Raw genomic sequence first — 21,051 nt, forward strand, 5'->3', positions numbered from 1 at the left:
TTATGGATCGACATGGAACGATTACAAAAATTTATTGCTAGTTGTGGCATCGCTTCTAGACGGAAAGCGGAAGAATTGATTAAAGAAGGCCACGTTCAAGTTAATGGTAAGTATATAACTGAATTGGGTGTGAAAATTAATCCTGCCCGTGATCGTGTGAAAGTAGATGGTAAATTATTAGCTACAGAACCATTTGTATATTATTTATTTAATAAACCGAAAGGGGTTATTACTTCTGTTGGTGACCCAGAAGGGCGCACGACTGTTATGGATTATATGAAAGGATGTCGTTTTCGGATTTATCCAATCGGACGACTGGATTATAATACAGAGGGATTATTACTTCTTACTAATGATGGACAGTTAGCGCAAGAGTTAACACATCCGTCGAAAGGAGTAGAAAAAACATATGAAGTTAAAGTGAAAGGGCCTATGACAGATGAGCATATATTGATGTTGAGTCAAGGTATTCCTTTAGAAGAAGGCATGACATCGCCGGCGGTTGTGACAGATATGGGCTATGATGCACGGCGGAATATAACAGAAATTTTGATTACCATTCATGAGGGACGTAATCGACAAGTTCGTCGTATGTTTGAGCATTTTGGCTATAAGATACATAATTTAAAAAGGACCATGTATGCAGGCTTGACTTTATCTGGCGTGAAACGTGGATCTTTTAGAGAATTGACAGACACGGAAGTGCGCTTATTAAAACAGAATGGAACGGTGTTAGACCTATGAAACGTGTCGTTGTAATTGGTGGTGGCGCTGCAGGTTTAATGGCGGCGGCTATTGCTGCCCGTGAAGGTGCACTTGTTCATGTGATAGAAAAAATGAATAAAGTGGGCATGAAAATGGGAATCACAGGAAAAGGCCGTTGCAATATTACGAATGCCGCTCCTATGAGTGAATTTATAAAACATACGCCAGGTAATGGTAAATTTTTATATGGTGCTTATGAGCGATTTACAAATCAAGATTTATTGGATTTATTGCATAGTTGGAGCTTAGTAACGAAAGTTGAACGGGGTGGCCGCGTGTTTCCCGTTAGCGATTCTGCTATTGAAGTGCGCAATATGTTTATGAAAGTGTTGCGACAATATGGTGCTCATGTGCATTTGGGAGAACGGGCTACGTCTATTAAAGTAGAAAATAATAGGGTAGTAGGCGTTATAACAGATCGTGACACATATTACTGTGATGCGGCGATTATAGCGACGGGTGGAAAATCCTATCCGCTAACAGGTTCTACGGGAGATGGATATGCTATGGCTAATGCTGTAGGGCATAGCGTAACACCGCTACGACCATCATTAGTACCCATTGAGATAGAAGAATCATGGGTTCGCACTGTTATGGGACTTAGTCTTCGCAATGTGGAAGTATCTGTCATAGGAAAAGGTAAAGTACAAGCCAAACAATTTGGAGAAATGATGTTTACTCATTTTGGCGTTACGGGTCCTATTATATTGTCATTGAGCCATACAATTGGTAAATTAGATAAAAAACACATACAGCCCATCTATTTGGAGATTAATTTAAAACCAGCTCTTTCAGCAGATGTATTGGATAAACGATTACAAAAAGATTTTTCCCTATATTCAAAGAAACAATTGGTAAATGGTATGAAAGATATATTGCCAAGTCATTTAATCCCTATTGTCATATCGTTAGCAGGACTAGATGAACGTAAGTTCATTAATCAAATCACAAAAGAAGAGCGGTTGACCTTAGTTCGTGTGTTACAGCATATGCGAATTACTTTTAAAAAGATGCGTCCCATTGAGGAGGCTATTGTAACGGCTGGTGGATTATCCTTAAAAGAGTTTAATCCTAAGACGATGGAGTCTAAGTTGGTCACAGGATTGTATGGTGCTGGTGAAGTACTCGATATTGATGCTTTCACAGGCGGTTATAATTTACAAGCCGCTTTTTCTACCGCCTATGTAGCAGCTATGCATATTACGCATGGGGATGCAATGTGAGAACTAACTATGTTCAGCGTATGAGAAACTTTTATGATGTAGGATGTGCTTTTTTAAAAAGTACACACTAGTACATCATATAGGTAGGACAGAGAAACTGTTGATTATACATACTTATAACACGATTAGTAGATTGCTATTTTTAGAAAGAAAGGACGTATGCAGTGGAACATCCAAAAATCAGCATTGCTATTGATGGACCAGCAGGAGCTGGTAAAAGCAGTGTTTCCAAAGAAGTAGCTAAGAAACTACATTATTTATATATTGATACAGGCGCTATGTATCGTGCCGTTACATGGGCTGTATTAGATGCAGGCGTTGATCCATCTAATCAAGCTGCCGTAGAGGCCTTGTTGCCAGAATTACAGTTGATTATGAAACCAGTGGACGATACATTTCGGATTGAAGTGAAAGGTGTTGACATTACGCCTTTAATTAGAACACAAGAGATTAATGATACAGTGTCCACAGTAGCTTCTTATAAAGGTGTTCGCCAATATTTAGTGGAACGCCAACGATTTATGGCACGCTCTGGTGGTGTTATTTTGGATGGACGCGATATAGGATCTATTGTGTTACCTCAGGCAGAATTAAAAATATATTTAACCGCTTCTGTAGAAACAAGGGCTACACGTCGCTGGATAGAAGTGCATGCAGTGGATCAGTCCGTGTCATTAGAGACGATAAAAGAAAGCGTAGAAAAACGAGATTATATGGATAAACATCGTGATGAATCTCCATTGATGTGTGTAGACGATGCAATCGTGGTAGATTCTAGTCATTTGTCTTTTGATGAAACGGTGAAGCGTATTTTATCATTAGTACAGGAGCGAATCAAAGATGAATAAATTTGGTAATTTTTTATGGCGCAGTGCATTTAGCATTGTGTTTGGTTGGTATTATAAAACAAAAGTCTATGGTCGTGATGAGTTCCCTAAAGAGGGCCCTGTTATCGTTGTTCCGAATCATTTGAGCAATTTTGATCCGCCTGTATTAGGGTATGCCATTCCGCGTCATGCACATTTTATGGCTAAGGCGGAACTATTCGTTAATCCCATTTCACGATTTTTTTGTACTTGGTTAGGCGCATTTCCTGTGCATCGAGGTACAGTTGATAAAATTGCTATACGTCATGCGATGGGGTTATTGAAACATAAAGAAGTGTTGGGAATTTTTGCTGAAGGATCTAGACAAAAACCTGGTAAATTAGGCAGGTTTCATGATGGTGCTGCATCTATAGCACTACGTACAGGTGTTGGCATTGTACCGATTGCTACGATAGGAACCTATGATATACAACGACATGGTGTGGCTATTATTATTGGCGATTTGATTCCTGTACGTAAAGATAAAGCAACAGCTGAAAATATAAAGGCCGTTAATGAGACGGTAAAAAGTGCTATTCAGCGGATGATAGATGATTATGAAAGCGGACGTTATGAACATACACCATATCGCAGTGGATTTATGTTATAACCGTATGTACAATAATCAGTACGATTAGAAGCATTTCTATTCATCATAAGAGTATTGGTAAAACTAGGTTAGTATTGAATAGTAAATGTTAGACTTTTTAACTCCTGTGTTTTCAGTTAGTGGGAGTAGAGTATCATTGAATAGGAAAGAACTATACTAGAAATTAGAATAGTTTATGTAGAGTGATGTGTGCTAGCAGATTACAGTATATATCTAAATATATAAGGGAATTATTAGGCATACTATAACACATAATAGTGCTACATCATGCACAATAGTAAAATACAGTAGAAAGGTTATGCTATATGGAAATTAAAATAGCAGAGAATTGTGGCTTTTGCTTTGGCGTTAAACGAGCAGTGCAAATGGCTCTAGAAGCAGCTGATAGTGATAGAGAAAGTTATACCTTGGGCCCGATTATTCATAATCCTCAAGTAGTGGGGAAATTAGCTGATAAAGGGGTGGGGAGCGTTGATACGTTGCAGGATATTCCAGAAGGGACCGTTATTATTCGATCTCATGGAGTGGGACCTGCTGTGTATGAAGAAGCAAAATGTCGAGACCTCGATGTGATCGATGCAACGTGTCCTCACGTGAAAAAAGCACAACGTGACGCAGCTTCCGTTGTTGAAGAAGGTATGACGTTGGTGATTTTGGGTGAAAAAGACCATCCTGAGGTCAAAAGTATTAACTTGTGGTCTGGAAACAAAGCTATAATCGTTGAAACGGAAGAAAACGCCAAAAATCTACCAATCGTGGAAAAAATGGGAGTTGTTGTACAAACCACCTTTTCACAATTTAAATTTCAAAGTATAATAGACATATTAGAGACTAAGTCTAAAAATCTTAAGGTTTTCAAAACTATATGCACGGCTACACAGGAACGACAAAGTTCAGCAGTAGCACTTGCTAAAGAGGTGGACCTTATGATTGTGATAGGTGGTAAAAACTCGGGCAACACGACTAGACTTGCAGAGGTCTGTCGCGATGTTGGCTGTACTACATATCACATAGAAACCGCTACTGAATTACAACTGGCGTGGTTTAAAGACACACAGACAGTAGGGGTCACAGCCGGAGCATCAACTCCTGACTGGATAATTAAGGAGGTCATTAAGACAATGAAAGAATTTGAAGAATTATTAGCAGCTGAGTCTGCGAAAGCAGAGGATCTAAAAAAAGGTTGCGTAGTTGAAGGTACAGTTGTACAGATTGAAGATGAACGTGCTTATGTATCTATTTTTGGTTTAAAGACAGAAGCAGTTTTGAATAAATCTGAAATTGCATATCCTGCACCTGCATCTGCTAAAGATGTTCTTCATGATGGCGATGAAATTAAAGCTGTTATTATGAACCATATTAAAGAAGATAATCCTGTATATCTTTCTATTACTCGTTTGGCTAAAGACGAAGATTGGCAATATGTCATCGAAGCACAAGAAAAAGATGAACCAATCGTATGTAAAGGTATCGACGCTATTCCTGCAGGTTTAGTGGTTACTGTTAAATCTTTACGTGGTTTTATCCCATTGAGCCAAGGTGATGTACATTTTGTTAAATCGCTTGACAGCTTAGTAAATACTGAATTTGAAGCGAAAGTATTAGAAATCGATGAAAAGAAAAACCGTTTAGTTCTTTCTCGTCGAGCTGTACTTGAAGTAGAACGACAAGCTAAATTAGAAGAAGCTTTGAAAAATATTACTGTTGGCGAAACTTACAAAGGTATTGTTCGTAAGATTATGCCATATGGTGCATTTGTTGATATTGGTGGCATTGAAGGATTACTTCACATTTCCGATATTTCTTGGCAAAAAATTAAAAAAGTTGAAGATGTGTTAACTGTAGGTCAAGAAATTGAAGTGAAATTACAATCGTTTGAACCAGAAACTAACAAATTATCCTTATCATTAAAAGCATTAAGCAAATCTCCTTGGGATGTAGCGGAAGAAACATTGCATGTAGGCGATGTTATTACAGGTAAAGTGGTTCGCTTAGTTGCTTACGGTGCATTTGTAGCTGTTAATGATGACATTCAAGGTTTATTACACATTTCACAAATCACTAAACAACGAAATGCTAAAGTAGAAGATTACTTGACTCGTGGTCAAGATATAGAAGTTAAAATTATTTCTTTAGATAAAGATGTTAAGAAATTAGGATTGGCATTAACTGAATTAATGGAATCTAAAGAAGTTGCTGAAGAAGCTGAATAATTTGATCTTACCATTCAGTTGATCGGTAAATTATATAAGGCTACACAGTATGTACTTCGGTACGTATTGCTGTAGCCTTTTATTATTAGTGTAACCAGTCATTGTATGGTAAAATATATAATGAATTAATATGACAAGGACAGAGGTGATGAATATATGGCAAAACCTTTAGTGGCAGTAGTAGGGAGACCTAATGTGGGAAAGTCTACACTATTTAACGCTATCGTAAATAAACGCATTTCTATAGTAGAAGACATTCCTGGTGTCACTCGTGACAGAATTTATTTTGATGGGGAATGGTTAAATCGTGAATTCACGATGATTGATACAGGGGGCATTGAATTCATTAATGAAGATAGCCATGTGATTCCTAAAATGATGCGCTTGCAAGCCGAGTTAGCCATAGAAGAAGCAGATGTAATTTTGTTTGTTGTAGATGGTAAACAAGGCATTGTACATGCAGATGAAGAAGTGGCTACTATTTTGCGTACTAGTGGCAAACCGGTGATACTCGTGGTTAATAAAATTGATAGTATCAACCAAGAACCGAATATTTATGAATTTTACAATCTGGGTATTGGAGATCCTATTGGTATTTCTGCTAAAAATTTAATGAATTTAGGAGATTTACTAGATCAGGTAGTTAGTTACTTCCCTGATGGAACTAATGAGCAAGACGAAGAAGACACAATTCATGTGGCGTTAATTGGGCGTCCTAATGTAGGAAAGTCGTCCTTAACGAATGCTCTATTGGGACAGGATCGGGTGATTGTTAGTGATGTAGCAGGTACTACACGAGATTCTATCGACACCCATTGGACGCATGAAGGACAGAAGTTTGTATTAATTGATACAGCTGGCATGCGGAGAAAATCAAAAATAGAAGAAGCCGTAGAGCGCTACAGTATTGTACGTTCCTTGCGCTCTGTAGATAGGGCTGATATAGTTGTGCTTGTGATTGATGGCGTTGATGGAGTTACAGAACAAGATAAAAAAATTGCTGGTTATGCGCATGAAGCTGGAAAGGGCATGATTATTGTTGTTAATAAATGGGATTTGGTAGAAAAAGATAGTAAAACAACAATTCACTATACAGAAGATATTTATGATGAACTAGGCTTTTTACAATACGCACCCATTCTATTTGCATCTGCATTGACGAAACAGCGTATTCATCGGTTAGCAGATATGCTGAAATTTGTATCCGAACAACAGTATCGACGTGTTGCTACAGGTACATTGAATCAATTATTAGCAGATGCACAAACGGTCAATCCTGTGCCATCACGAAATGGTAAAACGCCTAAAATCTACTATATGACACAAGCAAGCGTAAAACCGCCTACATTTATCTTGTTTGTTAACGATCCGACATTGATACATTTTTCTTATATGCGCTTTTTAGAAAATCGATTGCGTGAATCCTTTGGATTCGAAGGGACACCGATTCGTCTTATATTGCGTGGTAAACGAAGGGACGATGAGTAATGGATGAAAGTATGCTTATAGGAAAATTTATACTAGCCTATCTATTAGGATCGATCCCTAGTGGGTTACTCATTGGCAAACTTTGCTTTCACACGGATGTACGTCAATTTGGTAGCAAAAATATAGGTGCTACTAATACCTATCGTGTACTGGGCTGGCGTGCAGCATTACCGGTTTTTTTCTGTGATGCTATAAAAGGCAGTATTGGTGTATGGCTGATGATGGGTACCTCACCACTATACATGATATTAGGTGGCATTATGGCGATGATTGGTCATAATTGGTCCATCTTTTTAAAAGGAAAAGGCGGTCGTGGTGTAGCTACTGGATTAGGTGTTATCATTGCCTTATCTCCAGCAGTAGCAGGTATTGCGTTTGTTATTTGGGGTATATTAGTTTTACTATTTAAATTTGTATCACTAGGCTCTATTGTGGCGGCAGCATCAATTCCTATATTGATGTATGCTTTTGATGAGTCCGTAGAATACATTATATTCGGTGCTATTGCGGCTATATTTGTTATTTTTCGTCATCGTGAAAATATAGTGAGATTATTACAAGGTAAAGAATTAAAAGTAGAACGAGTGAAACGTGGTGAATAATATGAAAGTTGCAATTATCGGTTCTGGAAGTTGGGGGACAGCCTTGTCCATTAAATCGGTGGAAGCAGGCAACGATACGTATTTATATTGTCGTCGTCCAGAATTTGCGAATCTATTAACGAACAGAAGAGAAAATACAGAATACTTACCAGGTGTTATGTTGCCTACTGCGTTATCCATTACTTCATCTAGTGAAGAGGCATTACGAGATGTGCAGATTGTGTTATTGGTAACGCCATCTGTATATGTACGAACTACATTACAGTCTATAAAAAAGCAAATTCCTAACAATGCTGTGTTAGTGTTATGCTCGAAAGGTATTGATCGCTCATCAGGGACCCTATTGTTGAAAGTCATCGAGGAAGAACTAGGTGATGATTGTCACTTAGCCATTCTATCAGGACCTAACCATGCAGAAGAAATAGGTCGGGGACTACCTGCGGCTACAGTCGTAGCGGCTAAAGATATGACGATTGCTAAACAAGTACAAGGCGCATTAAATTCTAGTAATTTTAGAGTCTATGTGAATGATGATTATATAGGATTAGAGCTAGCAGCAGCCACTAAAAATATTATTGCCTTGGCAGCAGGCATTGTGGATGAATTGCAGCTAGGGGACAACACAAAGGCCACTTTGTTAACAAGAGGACTTTATGAAATGACAAAGTTTGGCGTTGCTTTTGGCGCTAAAAAAGAAACCTATGCTGGGTTGGCTGGTATAGGAGATTTAATTGCTACGTGTATGAGTCAACATAGTCGAAATCGAGCTGCAGGACAGCAACTTGCTATGGGACAATCTATGAATGATATTATGAGCCAAACCAATATGGTGGTAGAAGGCTTTTATGCGGTGGAAATTGTACATCGTATGGCGATGGAACATGATGTTGATATGCCAATCACACAAGCTTTATATGATATATTATATAATCATAAAACACCATTGGAGGCATTAGCAGAATTAATGCAACGAGAAATGAAAGTTGAATCATATTTATAAAAGATAAGACTTTTATTTTATATAGTTATATACTATAATTAATAATATCGTCAGAGTGAGGAAGTTATGAGAATTATTTCAGGTATTGCAAAAGGACATACATTGAAAGCACCTAAGGGGGTTACTACAAGACCTACATTAGATCGGGTGCGAGAAAGTATATTTAATGTAGTGGCGAATTACGGGATACCGGGAAAACGAATATTAGATTTATTTTCAGGAACAGGGGCCATGGCACTTGAAGCATTAAGTCGGGGTGCTAGTCATGCAATAGCGGTAGATCGAGTGACTAAACCGTTGATAATAGAAAATGCAAAGCATTGCCATTTAGAGGATAGACTACATGTTGTATCATGCTCCTTAGCTCGCGTGAGTCAATTTTTAGAAGGACAACAATTTGATTATATTTTTTCTGATCCACCATATGAGAAAAATTATATTAATGCTACAATAGAAATGGTAGTGGGTTGTAATATATTAGCACTAGATGGAATGCTTATTTTAGAACGACATGAAAAAGAAATTCCTATATTGCCAGAAGATTGGGTTTGTATAAAAGAACAAAAATTTGGCTATACCATGGTATCTTATTGTGTTAAAAAATAAGCTTGGAAGGAGTTGCTTTTGTGCGCATAGGTGTTTGCCCAGGAAGTTTTGATCCTGTTACACAAGGTCATATAGATATTTTTGAGAGATCCAGCAAATTGGTGGATAAATTAATTGTAGCTGTTTGCGAAAATCCGGCTAAACATTCTTTGTTTTCGATGGAAACACGGGCAGAGCTAATTCGTCGATCGGTTACGCATATACCGAATATTGAAGTGGACTTTGCCACAGGCCTATTAAATGATTATGTGAAATCTAAAAATAGTCATATCATCATTAGAGGCCTTCGTGCATTAAGTGACTTTGAGTATGAATTTCAACGGGCCTTATTTGCTAAATATTTGGATGATGATATTGAAACGATGTTTATTATGACGAATAATAAATATTCTTTTGTAAGTTCTACAGGTATTCGAGAATTAGCTAAATTCGGCGGTTCATTGGATGGGTTAGTACCAGAGGAAGTTAAACTTGCTTTAGAATCTAAATTTAATGGTGAGAATAATAGGAGTGAATAGAATGAAAACTGAAAAATTACTTGAAGATTTAGAAAATTTAATTGAAACAAGTGGTCGTATTCCAATGACGACAAAAAAGATGATTGAAGAAGATGATATCATGCACATTCTTGACTCTATTAACGAATCGTTGCCATTGGAATTAGAAGAATCACGTCGAATTGTTAATGAAAAAGATAAAATTTTAGCCGATGCACAACGTCAAGCGGATACGCTAATCGCCCAAGCTAAGGATTATATTGCGAAACTAACAGAAGAAAGTGAATTGGTGAAACAGGCACAAGAACATGCGAATGAAATCATTACCTATGCAAATCAATCCTCTGAAGAATTAAAAAGTAGTTCCATTCAATATGCTGGTGATGTATTAAAATATGTGGAAAGTAATCTAGAAAAGACCTTAGAAAGCTTGCGCCAAAACAGGGAAAGTTTGAAAAATTCTGGCCGCAATGAGCAAGCCAAATAATATACCATAATATAATAAAAGAGTACGTATACAAGAGTGTCATAGAAATCAATGATGACAGCTTGTATACGTACTTTTTTAGTCATGAATGAGATGTTAGCTCTTGGCAATCAATTCTAGTTCTGGTTCCACTGGGTCTACATATAGCGTTTTTTGATTCGTAAACGTAACAAATCCTAATGGAGAAGCAGGCGGTTTTTTGATATAACGAACGCGTACATAATCAACAGGTACTTTTGAAGAATCTTTTGCCTTGCTATAAAAAGCTGCATAACGGGCCACTTTAATAATGGTATCCTCGCTTGGTTCGTGACAGGATCGTAAAATTACATGGGAACCTTGTATGTTAGTCGTGTGAAACCATAGATCAGTAGGTTTAGCAAATGTATGGGTTAAATAGTCATTTTGCTTATTATTTTTACCAATATATACGTCACCATCATCTAAGGTGAGGTGTATAAAGTTTTCTTTCTTTAACTTATAGGAAAGAGGCTTTTTAGATTTTTTTATAATGCCTAAATCCATACATTCATTATAAATTTCTTGTAATGTCATTTTATCTTGGCAGAGAGACAGACTATATACGATAGATTGGAGATAGTCTAACTTGCGGCTACTTTGTTCTAACTGAAAGCGACCACTTTGGATACGGTTTTTCAATTTCGTATATAATTTATAATAGCGCTGAGCATTTCCAGATACGGTTAATTGAGGATCTAAAGGTATCGTTATAGGTCTTGTAGGTGATACAAGTAAATTATCGACCGTGATTTCTTCTTTGTAATGGACAGGTAAGTGCGCATAAATCATGAGTAAATCACCGTATTCTTTATATTGATCCATGTGAGATGTATCATCTAATTCTTGTTGAATTTTGCTATGCCGTAATTCTTCTTTTTTGATGGCCTGTAAAAGCTTTTTTTCGAGTTCTTTATCTGCCGTAGCAATGGCTCCACTTTTTTGAATAGCAGTAGCGATAGCTTTCGATAGAGTATCATACATGATAGGTTCATCGAATGTGTCGTATTGCAAGGGAATGGGAGAAATCACTGCTTTATTCATAAATGTATATTCATACAGTTGGTGAGAACTATTAATTTCTTTTCCTAGCTCATAGAGGTTACTAGCTAATGCTTGACACTGTTCTTGGGTGATTTCATCAAAAGCGATGGACTTAGATAATTGACTTCGATAGAGTACTTCTTTCAGTAAAGGCGTACCAAATCCATTAAAAATAGAACGAATCGTATTGCTTAGCGTATCTTGATGAAATGCATGAAGTAAATTTTCAATTTCTGTGACATTAAAGTCGAATAGGCTGACCCGATTTGCATTAGGTGGTAAGTCGTAAGATATTTTGGGCATAATTGTTCTTTCTCGATTCATTAGTGGTGTTACATGAATGAGTGCATCTAATATGATGCCGTTTTGCACAAAAATACAGTTCGAATATTTTCCCATGAGTTCAATATAGAGGTTAGTCCTCAATATAGTACCATTTAGTTCGAGTTTATCCATGTGGATACAGATAATTCTGTCTGAATGAATCTGCTCTACTGTAGTGATGCGACTTCCCTCTATATGTTTGCGTAAAAACATACAAAGCGAGGTAGGCTCTTTTGGCAAATCTTGTAGGGGCGGGCTTAGATATATAGCCGGCTTGTTGCCAACAGTGATTACTAGGTCATGATTTTCCTTGCCAGTATGAATTTTACACACTAAGGTTGTTTTATCTATTTGATAGATCCGTTGTAATTGACCGTCTAATAAAGCCTGTGATAATTCTCTAGTCAGAACGGACATAGTTAAGCCATCTAGGTTCATATATATCATCCTTTCTATTTACATAGTATAATAGTAAATAAACATATATTCAAAGAAATTTTATAAATGATCTCAGTGCGACGTACAAATATTCGCTTATACTAGGAATTGCTGGCTAGTATCGAATACAATGTATGGATGTGTTGCATGTCAATTATTGCTAGTTGTTAGGTAGTATGTTATGAAAGTCTATAACGTGTTATGATAAGCTTATATAGAAATATATGTAATATCGTAATGCAATAGGCGAATTAGAAAATATAGGCTATATGGCCCATGAATGAGGAGGCTCTCTAATGAAAAGTATGACCGGCTTTGGTCGTGGTAGTGCTGTTATGGGTGACATACAATGCATTGTAGAATTAAAAACTGTCAATGCAAGGTATTGTGATATTTTTATTAAAACCGATCGACCCATAGGATCTATGGAACAGAGGATTCGCAATATGATACAAACATCTATCCAGCGAGGCAAAGTAGATGTAGCGATTACTCTAGTAGATGATCGTGCAGATGGAAAGAATATTGTGATCGATCGTTCGTTAAAAGAAAAGATTCAAACTATGCTAGTGGAAGAAGGATTTTTTACATCTATCGAAGACGTGCCATTTGAAGCTGTTACGAGTGTATCGAGAGAGTGGATATGTGTGGATGCTATAAAGATAGATGAATCTACCATGGTACCATTGATAGAAAATGCCATGGAAGAGGCACTCATGAATTTAGTACATATGCGGCAAGTGGAGGGAACTTGCATAGGGAAGGACTTGTTGAAACGAATCGAGTATATTGAACATCTGTTGTCTGATATTGAATGTCATAAGGATGATGTGGTGGCTAAGTATCAAGAGCGGATTACGCATAAAATTCTTTCTATGATAGACACTATGAAACTGGAAAGTACGAAAGAACGTATATTAGAAGAAGTTGCTATTGTGGCAGATAAGACAGATATTACAGAAGAGATTGTAAGATTTAGTGCACATGTGGTACAATTAAAAAATACTTTAACAGATACTAATGCTATAGGAAGAAAATTAGACTTTCTATTACAAGAGATGAATCGAGAAGTTAATACGATGGGGTCAAAATGTACAGAACTGATAGTTACCGATAGAGTTCTACAATTAAAATGTGAATTGGAGAAGATTAGAGAGCAAATCCAAAATATTGAGTGATGGCAAGGAGTGTAGCGTATGGGCATTAAACTGTTGAATATAGGTTTTGGTAATATGATAGCCGCTAATCGGGCGATTGCCATTATTAGTCCAGAATCGGCACCTATTAAGCGTATGATACAAGATGCAAAAGATAAGGGCTTGTTAATTGATGCTACCTATGGGCGTAAAACGCGGGCTGTCTTAGTTATGGACAGTGGACATGTGGTATTATCGGCCATACAACCAGAAACAGTATCGCATCGTATTATACAACAAGATGCAGTAGAAGAAACTACAGAGGCATAAGCAGATGATGAAAGAACGAGGTTTATTAATAGTCATATCTGGTCCATCTGGTGCAGGTAAAGGAACCATTTGCTCCGAATTACGAAAAGAAATGCCTAACTTAGTGTACTCTGTATCTATGACGACACGAGATCCACGAGTAGGTGAAAAAGAAGGCATTAACTATTTCTTTAGAACAAAAGAGCAATTTGAAGAATTATTGGCACAAGGTGATTTTTTAGAATATGCTAAGGTATATGATAATTATTATGGTACACCGAAAGCACATGTTATGGACTTGTTAGATGAAGGCAAACATGTGATTTTGGAAATTGATATTCAAGGGGCAATGCAAGTTAAAGATGCCTTCAGCGATGGCGTATTTATTTATATTGTGCCACCATCTTTGAGCGTGCTTTCAAATCGCTTAAATGGGCGGGGGACAGATGCACAAGATGTTATCAATAAGCGATTGTCCTTAGCCTCATCAGAATTAGCGTTAGCTCATCGGTATGATTATATTGTAGTAAATGATATACTAGATGAAGCAGTAGAAAAAGTAGCTTCTATTTTGCGAGCAGAAGCTTGTAAAATTAGTCGCAATAAAGAAAAAATTCAAGATATTTATAAGCAATACATGACAAAGGAGTGATTGAATATGATGGTAACACCACCATTATTAAAATTAGAAGAAGAAGTGGACAGCAAATATACATTGGTAACCCTTGCTGCGAAACGGGCAAGAGAGTTGACAGATGGAGATCCTGTATTGGTAGATGAAAAAGGCTTGGATACAGATAAAGCAGTATCCTTAGCGTTTCATGAAATTGCAAATAAAAAGATTGGCTTTGTTCGTACTAAAGAAGGCATTAAATAAATTGGCTTGGAGTTGAACTCATGATGGCAGTATTAAAAGGTAAACATATTATTGTAGCTGTATCTGGTGGCATAGCTGCCTATAAGGCGATTGAAGTAGTGAGCCGCTTACGGAAAGCCGGTGCTGAAGTTAAAGTGATTATGACGCAAAATGCCACACGTATTGCATCTCCATTGACCTTTGGCGAAATTAGTGGATATCCTGTAGCGGTTAGTATGTGGGATGAAATCCATAATTGGGATGTAGAACATATCGCATTGGCCACATGGGCAGATGCTTATATCGTTGTGCCTGCTACAGCTAATGTGATAGGTAAAATTGCTAATGGTATTGCGGATGATATGCTAACCACGACGATTATGGCTACAGAAGGTAAAAAATTAATATGCCCAGCCATGAACTCTGCCATGTATAAAAATCCTATTACTCAACGTAATTTAGCATATTTAGAAGAATTAGGATATGCCATTATGGAACCAGCTGTAGGACAATTAGCATGTCATACAGAGGGAATTGGTCGATTACCTGAGCCAGAAGATATTGTCAATTGGTTAGAGCTACAATTACATGAAACAATAGATCCTACACGATTGGCAAATAAAACAATATTGGTAACAGCAGGTGGTACACAAGAAGCGATTGATCCTGTCAGGTATATTAGCAATCGATCTAGTGGAAAAATGGGCTATGCCATTGCAGAACAAGCGGCTATGTATGGGGCTAAGACCATTCTTGTGAGTGCTCCTACATCATTAGAGGTGCCTAGGCACGTAACGTATATACCAGTGGATTCTGCTATGTCTATGAAAGAAGTGGTAGATGAGCAGTATCCTCAAGTAGATGCAGTTATTATGGCAGCAGCAGTAGCTGATTTTTGCGTGGCACAAGTAGAAGAACATAAGATCAAAAAAATGGAAACTATGACCTTGAAATTAGTTAAAAATCCAGATATTTTGGCAGGACTTGGTGCTACTAAGAAACATCAAGTGTTGGTGGGCTTTGCAGCAGAAACTAAAAACTTATTAGAATATGGTTTTGGCAAAGTGAAAAAGAAACAGTTAGATATGTTAGTTGCTAATGATGTGAGTCAATCTAATGCAGGATTTAATGTAGATACGAATGAAGGCTATTTTTTATATCCAAACGGAAACACAAAAAGAATACCGAATATGACAAAGCGTGAATTGGCACGATTGATCATTGAAGAAGTGGGAAACTTATTAGAAAAAAGGTGAGTCTATAGACTCACCTTTTTTTATATCCCACATAGTATGATTGCGTATTGAATCTAATAGAAAATTGATATATAATAATAATTAATTAATAGAAATCTTTTTATTAGGAGGTCTAAAAAATGAAAGAATATGTTCCTTTTAAATCTGGTAAAGTGCGTGAATTATATGACTTAGATGATAGTTTACTGATTGTTTGTACCGATCGCATTTCTGCATTTGATACTATTTTAAAAGATACAATCCCTCAAAAAGGAGCAATTCTTAATAAAATGTCATTATTTTGGTTGGATTTTACAAGGGATACAGTACCAAATCATATGATTAGCGTGAATCTTGACGATATGCCAGAATACTTTCAAAGGCCTGAATTTAAAGACAAGACCATGTTAGTAAAAAAATTAGAAATGATTCCTGTAGAATGTATTGTACGCGGTTATATTACTGGTAGTGCATGGGAAAGTTATCAAAAAGATGGACATGTTTGTGGAATTTCTCTTCCTAGTAATTTACAAGAGTGCGAAAAATTACCTGAACCTATTTTTACACCTTCTACGAAGGCACCCGTCGGTGAGCATGATATGAATATTTCTATGGAAGAAGGAGAAGCGTGGATTAATCAATTTTTCCCTGGCAAGGGTAAGGAATACATGGATAAGTTGGCGAAATTATCTCTATTGCTTTATTATAAATGTGCGGACTATGCTTTAACACGAGGCATTATTATTGCGGATACTAAATTTGAATTTGGCCTTGATGAACATGGAGAAATCACATTGGGCGACGAGATTTTAACACCTGATAATAGTAGATTTTGGCCACTAAAAGGCTATGAAGTGGGACATGGTCAACCGTCGTATGATAAACAATTTGTTCGCGATTATTTGAAGGCACATCCATCGGATACTTTACCACAGGAAATTATCGATAAAACAATTAATAAATACAAAGAGGCCTATTATTTATTAACAGGGGCCGAATTTGAATAATAGATACTATCATACGATAGGTATTATTAAGCGAAGTACTCGTCCTTTATAAAACAGATTGCTTAGGGGCTGTAAGGAGATTTCAATCACATTTCCTTACAGCCCTTTTTATAGGTTTATGTATATGTAGCTATAAACATGTGTAAATTTGACGATGTACAATGATTGGGACTAGTTAGTATTCGATAGTTTCCTAATTTACACATAATTACTGATACCTAGCAATTTTAAAATAGCGGTTGTATAATAGTTTGTGTAAATGAAAATTGATATCATAAAATGGAAAAATAGAATAGATGATATATCTAATCGATTAGTGATTGTAGTGATAATTGATATGAAATTTGACGACCGTAATATATATGATAAATCTAATATATATGAAAGTTTAGTGTTGTCATATATACGATTATGATTTATAGTTAGTTGATATTTTTTAATCCTTGTTTGAGCATATAAACATATAAAAATTTTTAATAAATATATAATTTTATTCTACCTATTCATTTATTAAAAATAGTTTTATTATATTGATAGACTAAAATTAATTATCAGATAATGAGAAGGTGACCTATATATGTTAAAGAAAGCAATACTGAAAAATGCATTAAAATTATGGAAAAAGGCTAATTTCAACGTAAAATATTGGGATGGAGAATTAGTATCCTATGGAGACAACCCTAAGTTTACAGTGATATTTAATCAAGAACCATCTACAGAAGATTTGCATACAGATTTAGTTCTTACAATCGGGGAAGCGTATATGAAAGGCATCGTCGATTTTGAAGGTAGCATGGATGATATTATTAAAACTATGTATGATAATAATCATAGTACGCTTACTATAAAAGAGTTAGAAGACAAGTTAAAGCTATTTGCAGTAGATGAAAAACAGGAAATAAAAGCAGAAAAAGATAATATTCATAGTCATTATGATTTAGGAAATGATTTCTATCGTTTATGGTTAGACCCAACTATGTCTTATTCGTGTGCATATTTTGAAAACGATACAGATACGTTGGAAACAGCACAATTACAGAAAATTGATCATAGTTTAGGCAAACTTAACTTAAAACCAGGTGAGCATTTATTGGATATTGGTTGTGGTTGGGGCTGGCTAGTTATTCGCGCTGCACAAAAATACGGAGTTAAGGCTACGGGGATTACTCTTAGTGAGGAACAATATGCTGGTGCCACTGAACGAATTAAAAAATTAGGCCTAGAAGACTTAGTCGATATTAGATTACAAAATTATATTGAAATTGATCATACTAAAGAACAGTTTGATAAAATTATCAGTATTGGTATGTTTGAACATGTAGGTAAAAAACGATTGGCTGCCTATTTAGCTAAAGTTAACTTAATGTTAAAAGATAAAGGTGTATTTTTACTTCATGCTATTATGTGCCAAATGGAAAGTGAAAGTAATCCATGGATTGTTAACTATATTTTCCCGGGCGGATATATTCCAAGCTTAAGCGAAACATTGACGGCTGGATCTAACATGGGGTATCAAGTACAACATATCGAAAACTTGCGCCGCCATTATGCTAAAACCTTGGATAAGTGGTATGAAAATTATAAACAAGTAGAAGAAAAGGTTATCCAAACATATGGTAAAGAATTTAGCCGTATGTGGGGACTATATTTGTCAGGCTGTGCTTCTGCATTTAGAATGGGAAATATTGATATTTATCAAATCTTATATACCAAAGGTACTAATAATGATATGCCAATGACCTATGGGTATATGTATAACAAATAAAACTATATTTTTGTTTTGACGATTCTTAGATTTTTTCATGATAGACTATGCGTAGTGTTGCTTAGTAGTATGGTACAAAGGCAAATGGTTTTGAAAGAATGATAAACTATTTTTGGTAAATAGTGTATAATAAGAGATAATTTATTATAGTTTGTTAAGGTATGATTTGTTTTAGTGCCAATCGATTACCCATTGTGAAGTTAGGACTGATATTCGTGAAAGAATTTAATAAATCGCAGAAGTTGGAACATGTAGCCTATGATATTCGTGGCCCCGTGTTAGAAGAAGCCAATCGCATGCGTGCTAATGGAGAAAGCATATTACGTTTGAATACAGGAAATCCCGCAGAATTTGGTTTTGAAGCACCAGATGAAGTGATTCGCGATTTAATTCTTCATGCTCGTGAAAGTGAAGGATATTCTGATTCAAAGGGTTTATTTTCTGCTCGTAAAGCCGTTATGCAATACTGTCAGCTTAAAGGGTTTCCTCATGTTGATGTAGATGATATTTATATGGGAAATGGCGCATCTGAATTAATTTCCTTATCGTTGCAGGCCTTGCTAGATAATGGCGATGAAGTGTTAGTGCCTATGCCAGATTATCCATTATGGACTGCCTGTGTTAGCTTGGCTGGCGGTAATGCGGTTCACTATCTTTGCGATGAACAAGCGGAATGGAATCCTGATATTGAAGATATGCGTAGCAAGGTGACAGATCGGACAAAAGCTATTGTTGTCATTAATCCTAATAATCCAACGGGTGCTTTATACTCGAAAGAAGTGTTAGAAGAGATTATACAAATTGCTAGAGAACATGGCCTTATTTTATTGGTGGATGAAATTTATGACCGATTAGTTATGGATGGACATGAACATATTGCATTGGCTAGCTTAGCTCCGGATTTGTTTGTCGTATCAATCAATGGTTTGTCGAAATCACATCGCGTAGCTGGTTTCCGTGTAGGTTGGATGGTGCTATCTGGCCCTAAAACACATGTAAAAGGATACATTGAAGGCATTAATATGCTCGCTAATATGCGCTTGTGTTCCAATGTGCTAGCCCAGCAAATTGTGCAAACATCCTTGGGCGGGACTCAATCTATTGACAAGCTCTTGTTGCCGGGAGGACGCATTTACGAACAGCGTAACTTTATCTATGAAGCGGTGAATGCGATTCCTGGTTTATCGGCTATGAAACCGAAAGCAGGGCTCTATATTTTCCCTAAAATTGATTTGACCATGTACGATGTGCAAGATGATGAACAATTTGTATTAAACTTTTTGAAACAAGAAAAAGTTATGCTCGTTCATGGGCGTGGGTTCAATTGGAAAGATTCAGATCATTTCCGCATTGTCTATTTGCCAACTGTAGAAGAATTATCGCAGGTACAAAGTAAAATGGCACGATTCTTGCAACAATATAAGAGATAGTATAGTCTGTATCATTGTACTGGATATCGATGATTTGAGGGTAACGCTACTGGTGAGTGGCGTTGCCCTTTTATTACTCTTGGCGTAATTGTTAGTGTTAATTCTATGTTGCCACAGTAGACTAACTTTCAATGGGGGAGAAAATAGGCTATAGGACAAAGCGGTTCTTTTCAATGTCGGTCAAACTAGAGTACACCTAGTGCTATCGGCATTTTATCTTTTTAGTGACCGTAAAGGGTGAACCAATGTGTTGAAAAACAGCTGCAAGACCTTACTTTTACTGGTCTAATATGATGCGATACATACAATGAGCGGATGGGAACTTGTTGAAGCAATGTGATATAATAAATCTAATATGAAAGATTGCGATACTATATATGATATGGATAGAATGATAGAGTAGTATATTATAAGTTATATCTTTAGTGCAGGGTGTTTACTAAGTAGTGAAGTAATCCTGAATAGATACTAGTTTATTGGACTTAGTATACTAGGTATGAATTACTCTAGCATATAGTCTATACCATTTCTCGTAGTATAATTGTATAAGAAAGTAGGTTGGTATATATGAAAAAAACATGGCTAATTATTATTGGTGTCATTGTATTAGTTGGTATTTGGTTAGTTAGTGGCTACAATGGGTTAGTCGCTATGGATGAAGCTACTAATAATCAGTTTTCTCAAGTGCAAACACAGTTGCAACGACGTAATGATTTAATTCCTAATTTGGTAAGCACCGTAAAAGGATATGCTGCGCATGAAGAAAAAAGTATTCAAGCCGTAGCCGATGCGCGTGCTAAATTAGGAGGGGCGAAAACAGTTGATGAAATGGCACAAGCTGATGGTGAATTATCTAGTGCGTTGAGTCGATTGTTGATGGTAAGCGAAAATTATCCGAATTTGAAAGCGGATCAAAACTTCCGTGCCTTACAAGATGAATTGGCTGGTACAGAAAATAGAATTGCGGTGGCACGTAAAGATTATAATAGTTCTGTTAAAGAGTATAATCAAGCAATTCGCACATTTCCAAAATCTATCTATGCAGGTATAATGGGCTTTACACAAAAAGATTATTTCCAAGCTGAGCAAAATGCTAACGCGGCTCCAAAGGTATCTTTCTAACTATGAGGAG

Annotated in this window: 21 protein-coding genes; 20 read left to right on the plus strand and 1 reads right to left on the minus strand. The window is 36.5% G+C overall.

What is annotated here, in order from left to right; all coding sequences use genetic code 11:
* The first annotated feature begins 12 nt into the window (after nucleotides 1–12).
* From K357_RS0103370 to K357_RS0103420, 11 genes are all read left to right on the plus strand, one after another.
* Nucleotides 13–744: a pseudouridine synthase gene (locus tag K357_RS0103370; RefSeq protein ID WP_028257454.1), complete on the plus strand. Its 732-nt coding sequence runs from the start codon at nucleotides 13–15 to the stop codon at nucleotides 742–744.
* On the plus strand, nucleotides 741–1,988 hold the full coding sequence (locus K357_RS0103375; protein ID WP_028257455.1) for a BaiN/RdsA family NAD(P)/FAD-dependent oxidoreductase: 1,248 nt from the start codon (nucleotides 741–743) through the stop codon (nucleotides 1,986–1,988). The genes K357_RS0103370 and K357_RS0103375 overlap by 4 nt, the downstream gene beginning before the upstream one ends.
* 164 nt (nucleotides 1,989–2,152) lie before the next feature.
* Nucleotides 2,153–2,836 (plus strand): (d)CMP kinase, encoded by a 684-nt coding sequence (gene cmk, locus K357_RS0103380; RefSeq protein ID WP_028257456.1) that lies wholly within the window; start codon nucleotides 2,153–2,155, stop codon nucleotides 2,834–2,836.
* Nucleotides 2,829–3,464, plus strand: coding sequence for a lysophospholipid acyltransferase family protein (locus K357_RS0103385; protein WP_028257457.1), 636 nt, complete (start codon nucleotides 2,829–2,831; stop codon nucleotides 3,462–3,464). Before cmk ends, K357_RS0103385 begins: the two co-directional genes overlap by 8 nt.
* Nucleotides 3,465–3,769: 305 nt before the next feature.
* Nucleotides 3,770–5,677: a bifunctional 4-hydroxy-3-methylbut-2-enyl diphosphate reductase/30S ribosomal protein S1 gene (locus tag K357_RS0103390; RefSeq protein ID WP_028257458.1), complete on the plus strand. Its 1,908-nt coding sequence runs from the start codon at nucleotides 3,770–3,772 to the stop codon at nucleotides 5,675–5,677.
* Nucleotides 5,678–5,833: 156 nt separating this feature from the next.
* Nucleotides 5,834–7,165, plus strand: a complete 1,332-nt coding sequence (gene der / locus K357_RS0103395) for a ribosome biogenesis GTPase Der (protein ID WP_028257459.1) — start codon at nucleotides 5,834–5,836, stop codon at nucleotides 7,163–7,165.
* On the plus strand, nucleotides 7,165–7,767 hold the full coding sequence (gene plsY / locus K357_RS0103400) for a glycerol-3-phosphate 1-O-acyltransferase PlsY (protein WP_028257460.1): 603 nt from the start codon (nucleotides 7,165–7,167) through the stop codon (nucleotides 7,765–7,767). Before der ends, plsY begins: the two co-directional genes overlap by 1 nt.
* A gap of 1 nt (nucleotide 7,768) precedes the next feature.
* The gene (locus K357_RS0103405; protein WP_028257461.1) at nucleotides 7,769–8,767 is read left to right on the plus strand and encodes an NAD(P)H-dependent glycerol-3-phosphate dehydrogenase; all 999 of its coding nucleotides are present in this window, start codon (nucleotides 7,769–7,771) and stop codon (nucleotides 8,765–8,767) included.
* 66 nt (nucleotides 8,768–8,833) lie between these two features.
* Entirely contained in the window at nucleotides 8,834–9,373 is a 540-nt protein-coding gene (gene rsmD / locus K357_RS0103410) for a 16S rRNA (guanine(966)-N(2))-methyltransferase RsmD (RefSeq protein WP_028257462.1), read from the plus strand.
* 20 nt (nucleotides 9,374–9,393) lie between these two features.
* Entirely contained in the window at nucleotides 9,394–9,891 is a 498-nt protein-coding gene (coaD, locus tag K357_RS0103415; protein ID WP_028257463.1) for a pantetheine-phosphate adenylyltransferase, read from the plus strand.
* A gap of 1 nt (nucleotide 9,892) precedes the next feature.
* A complete protein-coding gene (locus tag K357_RS0103420; protein ID WP_028257464.1) occupies nucleotides 9,893–10,357 on the plus strand; it encodes a hypothetical protein in 465 nt (154 codons plus the stop codon).
* A gap of 96 nt (nucleotides 10,358–10,453) precedes the next feature.
* Here the strand turns inward: K357_RS0103420 and K357_RS0103425 are convergent, their stop codons facing one another.
* Complete coding sequence (locus K357_RS0103425) at nucleotides 10,454–12,181, minus strand: Rqc2 family fibronectin-binding protein (protein WP_028257465.1); 1,728 nt, start codon at nucleotides 12,179–12,181, stop codon at nucleotides 10,454–10,456.
* Between the two features lie 296 nt (nucleotides 12,182–12,477).
* Between K357_RS0103425 and K357_RS0103430 the strand changes: the two genes are divergently transcribed.
* The 9 genes from K357_RS0103430 (at nucleotide 12,478) to K357_RS0103470 (ending at nucleotide 21,041) form a co-directional block, all read left to right on the plus strand.
* The gene (locus tag K357_RS0103430) at nucleotides 12,478–13,359 is read left to right on the plus strand and encodes a YicC/YloC family endoribonuclease (protein WP_028257466.1); all 882 of its coding nucleotides are present in this window, start codon (nucleotides 12,478–12,480) and stop codon (nucleotides 13,357–13,359) included.
* An 18-nt stretch (nucleotides 13,360–13,377) separates the two neighbouring features.
* Nucleotides 13,378–13,647: an extracellular matrix/biofilm regulator RemA gene (gene remA / locus K357_RS0103435; protein ID WP_028257467.1), complete on the plus strand. Its 270-nt coding sequence runs from the start codon at nucleotides 13,378–13,380 to the stop codon at nucleotides 13,645–13,647.
* 7 nt (nucleotides 13,648–13,654) lie between these two features.
* The gene (gmk, locus tag K357_RS0103440) at nucleotides 13,655–14,278 is read left to right on the plus strand and encodes a guanylate kinase (protein WP_028257468.1); all 624 of its coding nucleotides are present in this window, start codon (nucleotides 13,655–13,657) and stop codon (nucleotides 14,276–14,278) included.
* A gap of 6 nt (nucleotides 14,279–14,284) precedes the next feature.
* Nucleotides 14,285–14,503 carry a DNA-directed RNA polymerase subunit omega gene (rpoZ, locus tag K357_RS0103445; RefSeq protein ID WP_028257469.1) on the plus strand — a complete coding sequence of 73 codons (219 nt, stop codon included), beginning with the start codon at nucleotides 14,285–14,287 and terminating at the stop codon, nucleotides 14,501–14,503.
* Between the two features lie 20 nt (nucleotides 14,504–14,523).
* Nucleotides 14,524–15,738 carry a bifunctional phosphopantothenoylcysteine decarboxylase/phosphopantothenate--cysteine ligase CoaBC gene (coaBC, locus tag K357_RS0103450; protein ID WP_028257470.1) on the plus strand — a complete coding sequence of 405 codons (1,215 nt, stop codon included), beginning with the start codon at nucleotides 14,524–14,526 and terminating at the stop codon, nucleotides 15,736–15,738.
* A 119-nt stretch (nucleotides 15,739–15,857) separates the two neighbouring features.
* The gene (locus tag K357_RS0103455; RefSeq protein WP_028257471.1) at nucleotides 15,858–16,724 is read left to right on the plus strand and encodes a phosphoribosylaminoimidazolesuccinocarboxamide synthase; all 867 of its coding nucleotides are present in this window, start codon (nucleotides 15,858–15,860) and stop codon (nucleotides 16,722–16,724) included.
* A 577-nt stretch (nucleotides 16,725–17,301) separates the two neighbouring features.
* Nucleotides 17,302–18,489 carry an SAM-dependent methyltransferase gene (locus K357_RS0103460; RefSeq protein WP_028257472.1) on the plus strand — a complete coding sequence of 396 codons (1,188 nt, stop codon included), beginning with the start codon at nucleotides 17,302–17,304 and terminating at the stop codon, nucleotides 18,487–18,489.
* Nucleotides 18,490–18,704: 215 nt separating this feature from the next.
* A complete protein-coding gene (locus K357_RS0103465; RefSeq protein WP_028257473.1) occupies nucleotides 18,705–19,919 on the plus strand; it encodes a pyridoxal phosphate-dependent aminotransferase in 1,215 nt (404 codons plus the stop codon).
* Between the two features lie 567 nt (nucleotides 19,920–20,486).
* A complete protein-coding gene (locus K357_RS0103470) occupies nucleotides 20,487–21,041 on the plus strand; it encodes a LemA family protein (RefSeq protein ID WP_028257474.1) in 555 nt (184 codons plus the stop codon).
* Nucleotides 21,042–21,051 lie beyond the last annotated feature (10 nt).

The sequence above is a fragment of the Veillonella montpellierensis DSM 17217 genome, assembly GCF_000426745.1.
Lineage (GTDB): Bacteria > Bacillota > Negativicutes > Veillonellales > Veillonellaceae > Veillonella > Veillonella montpellierensis.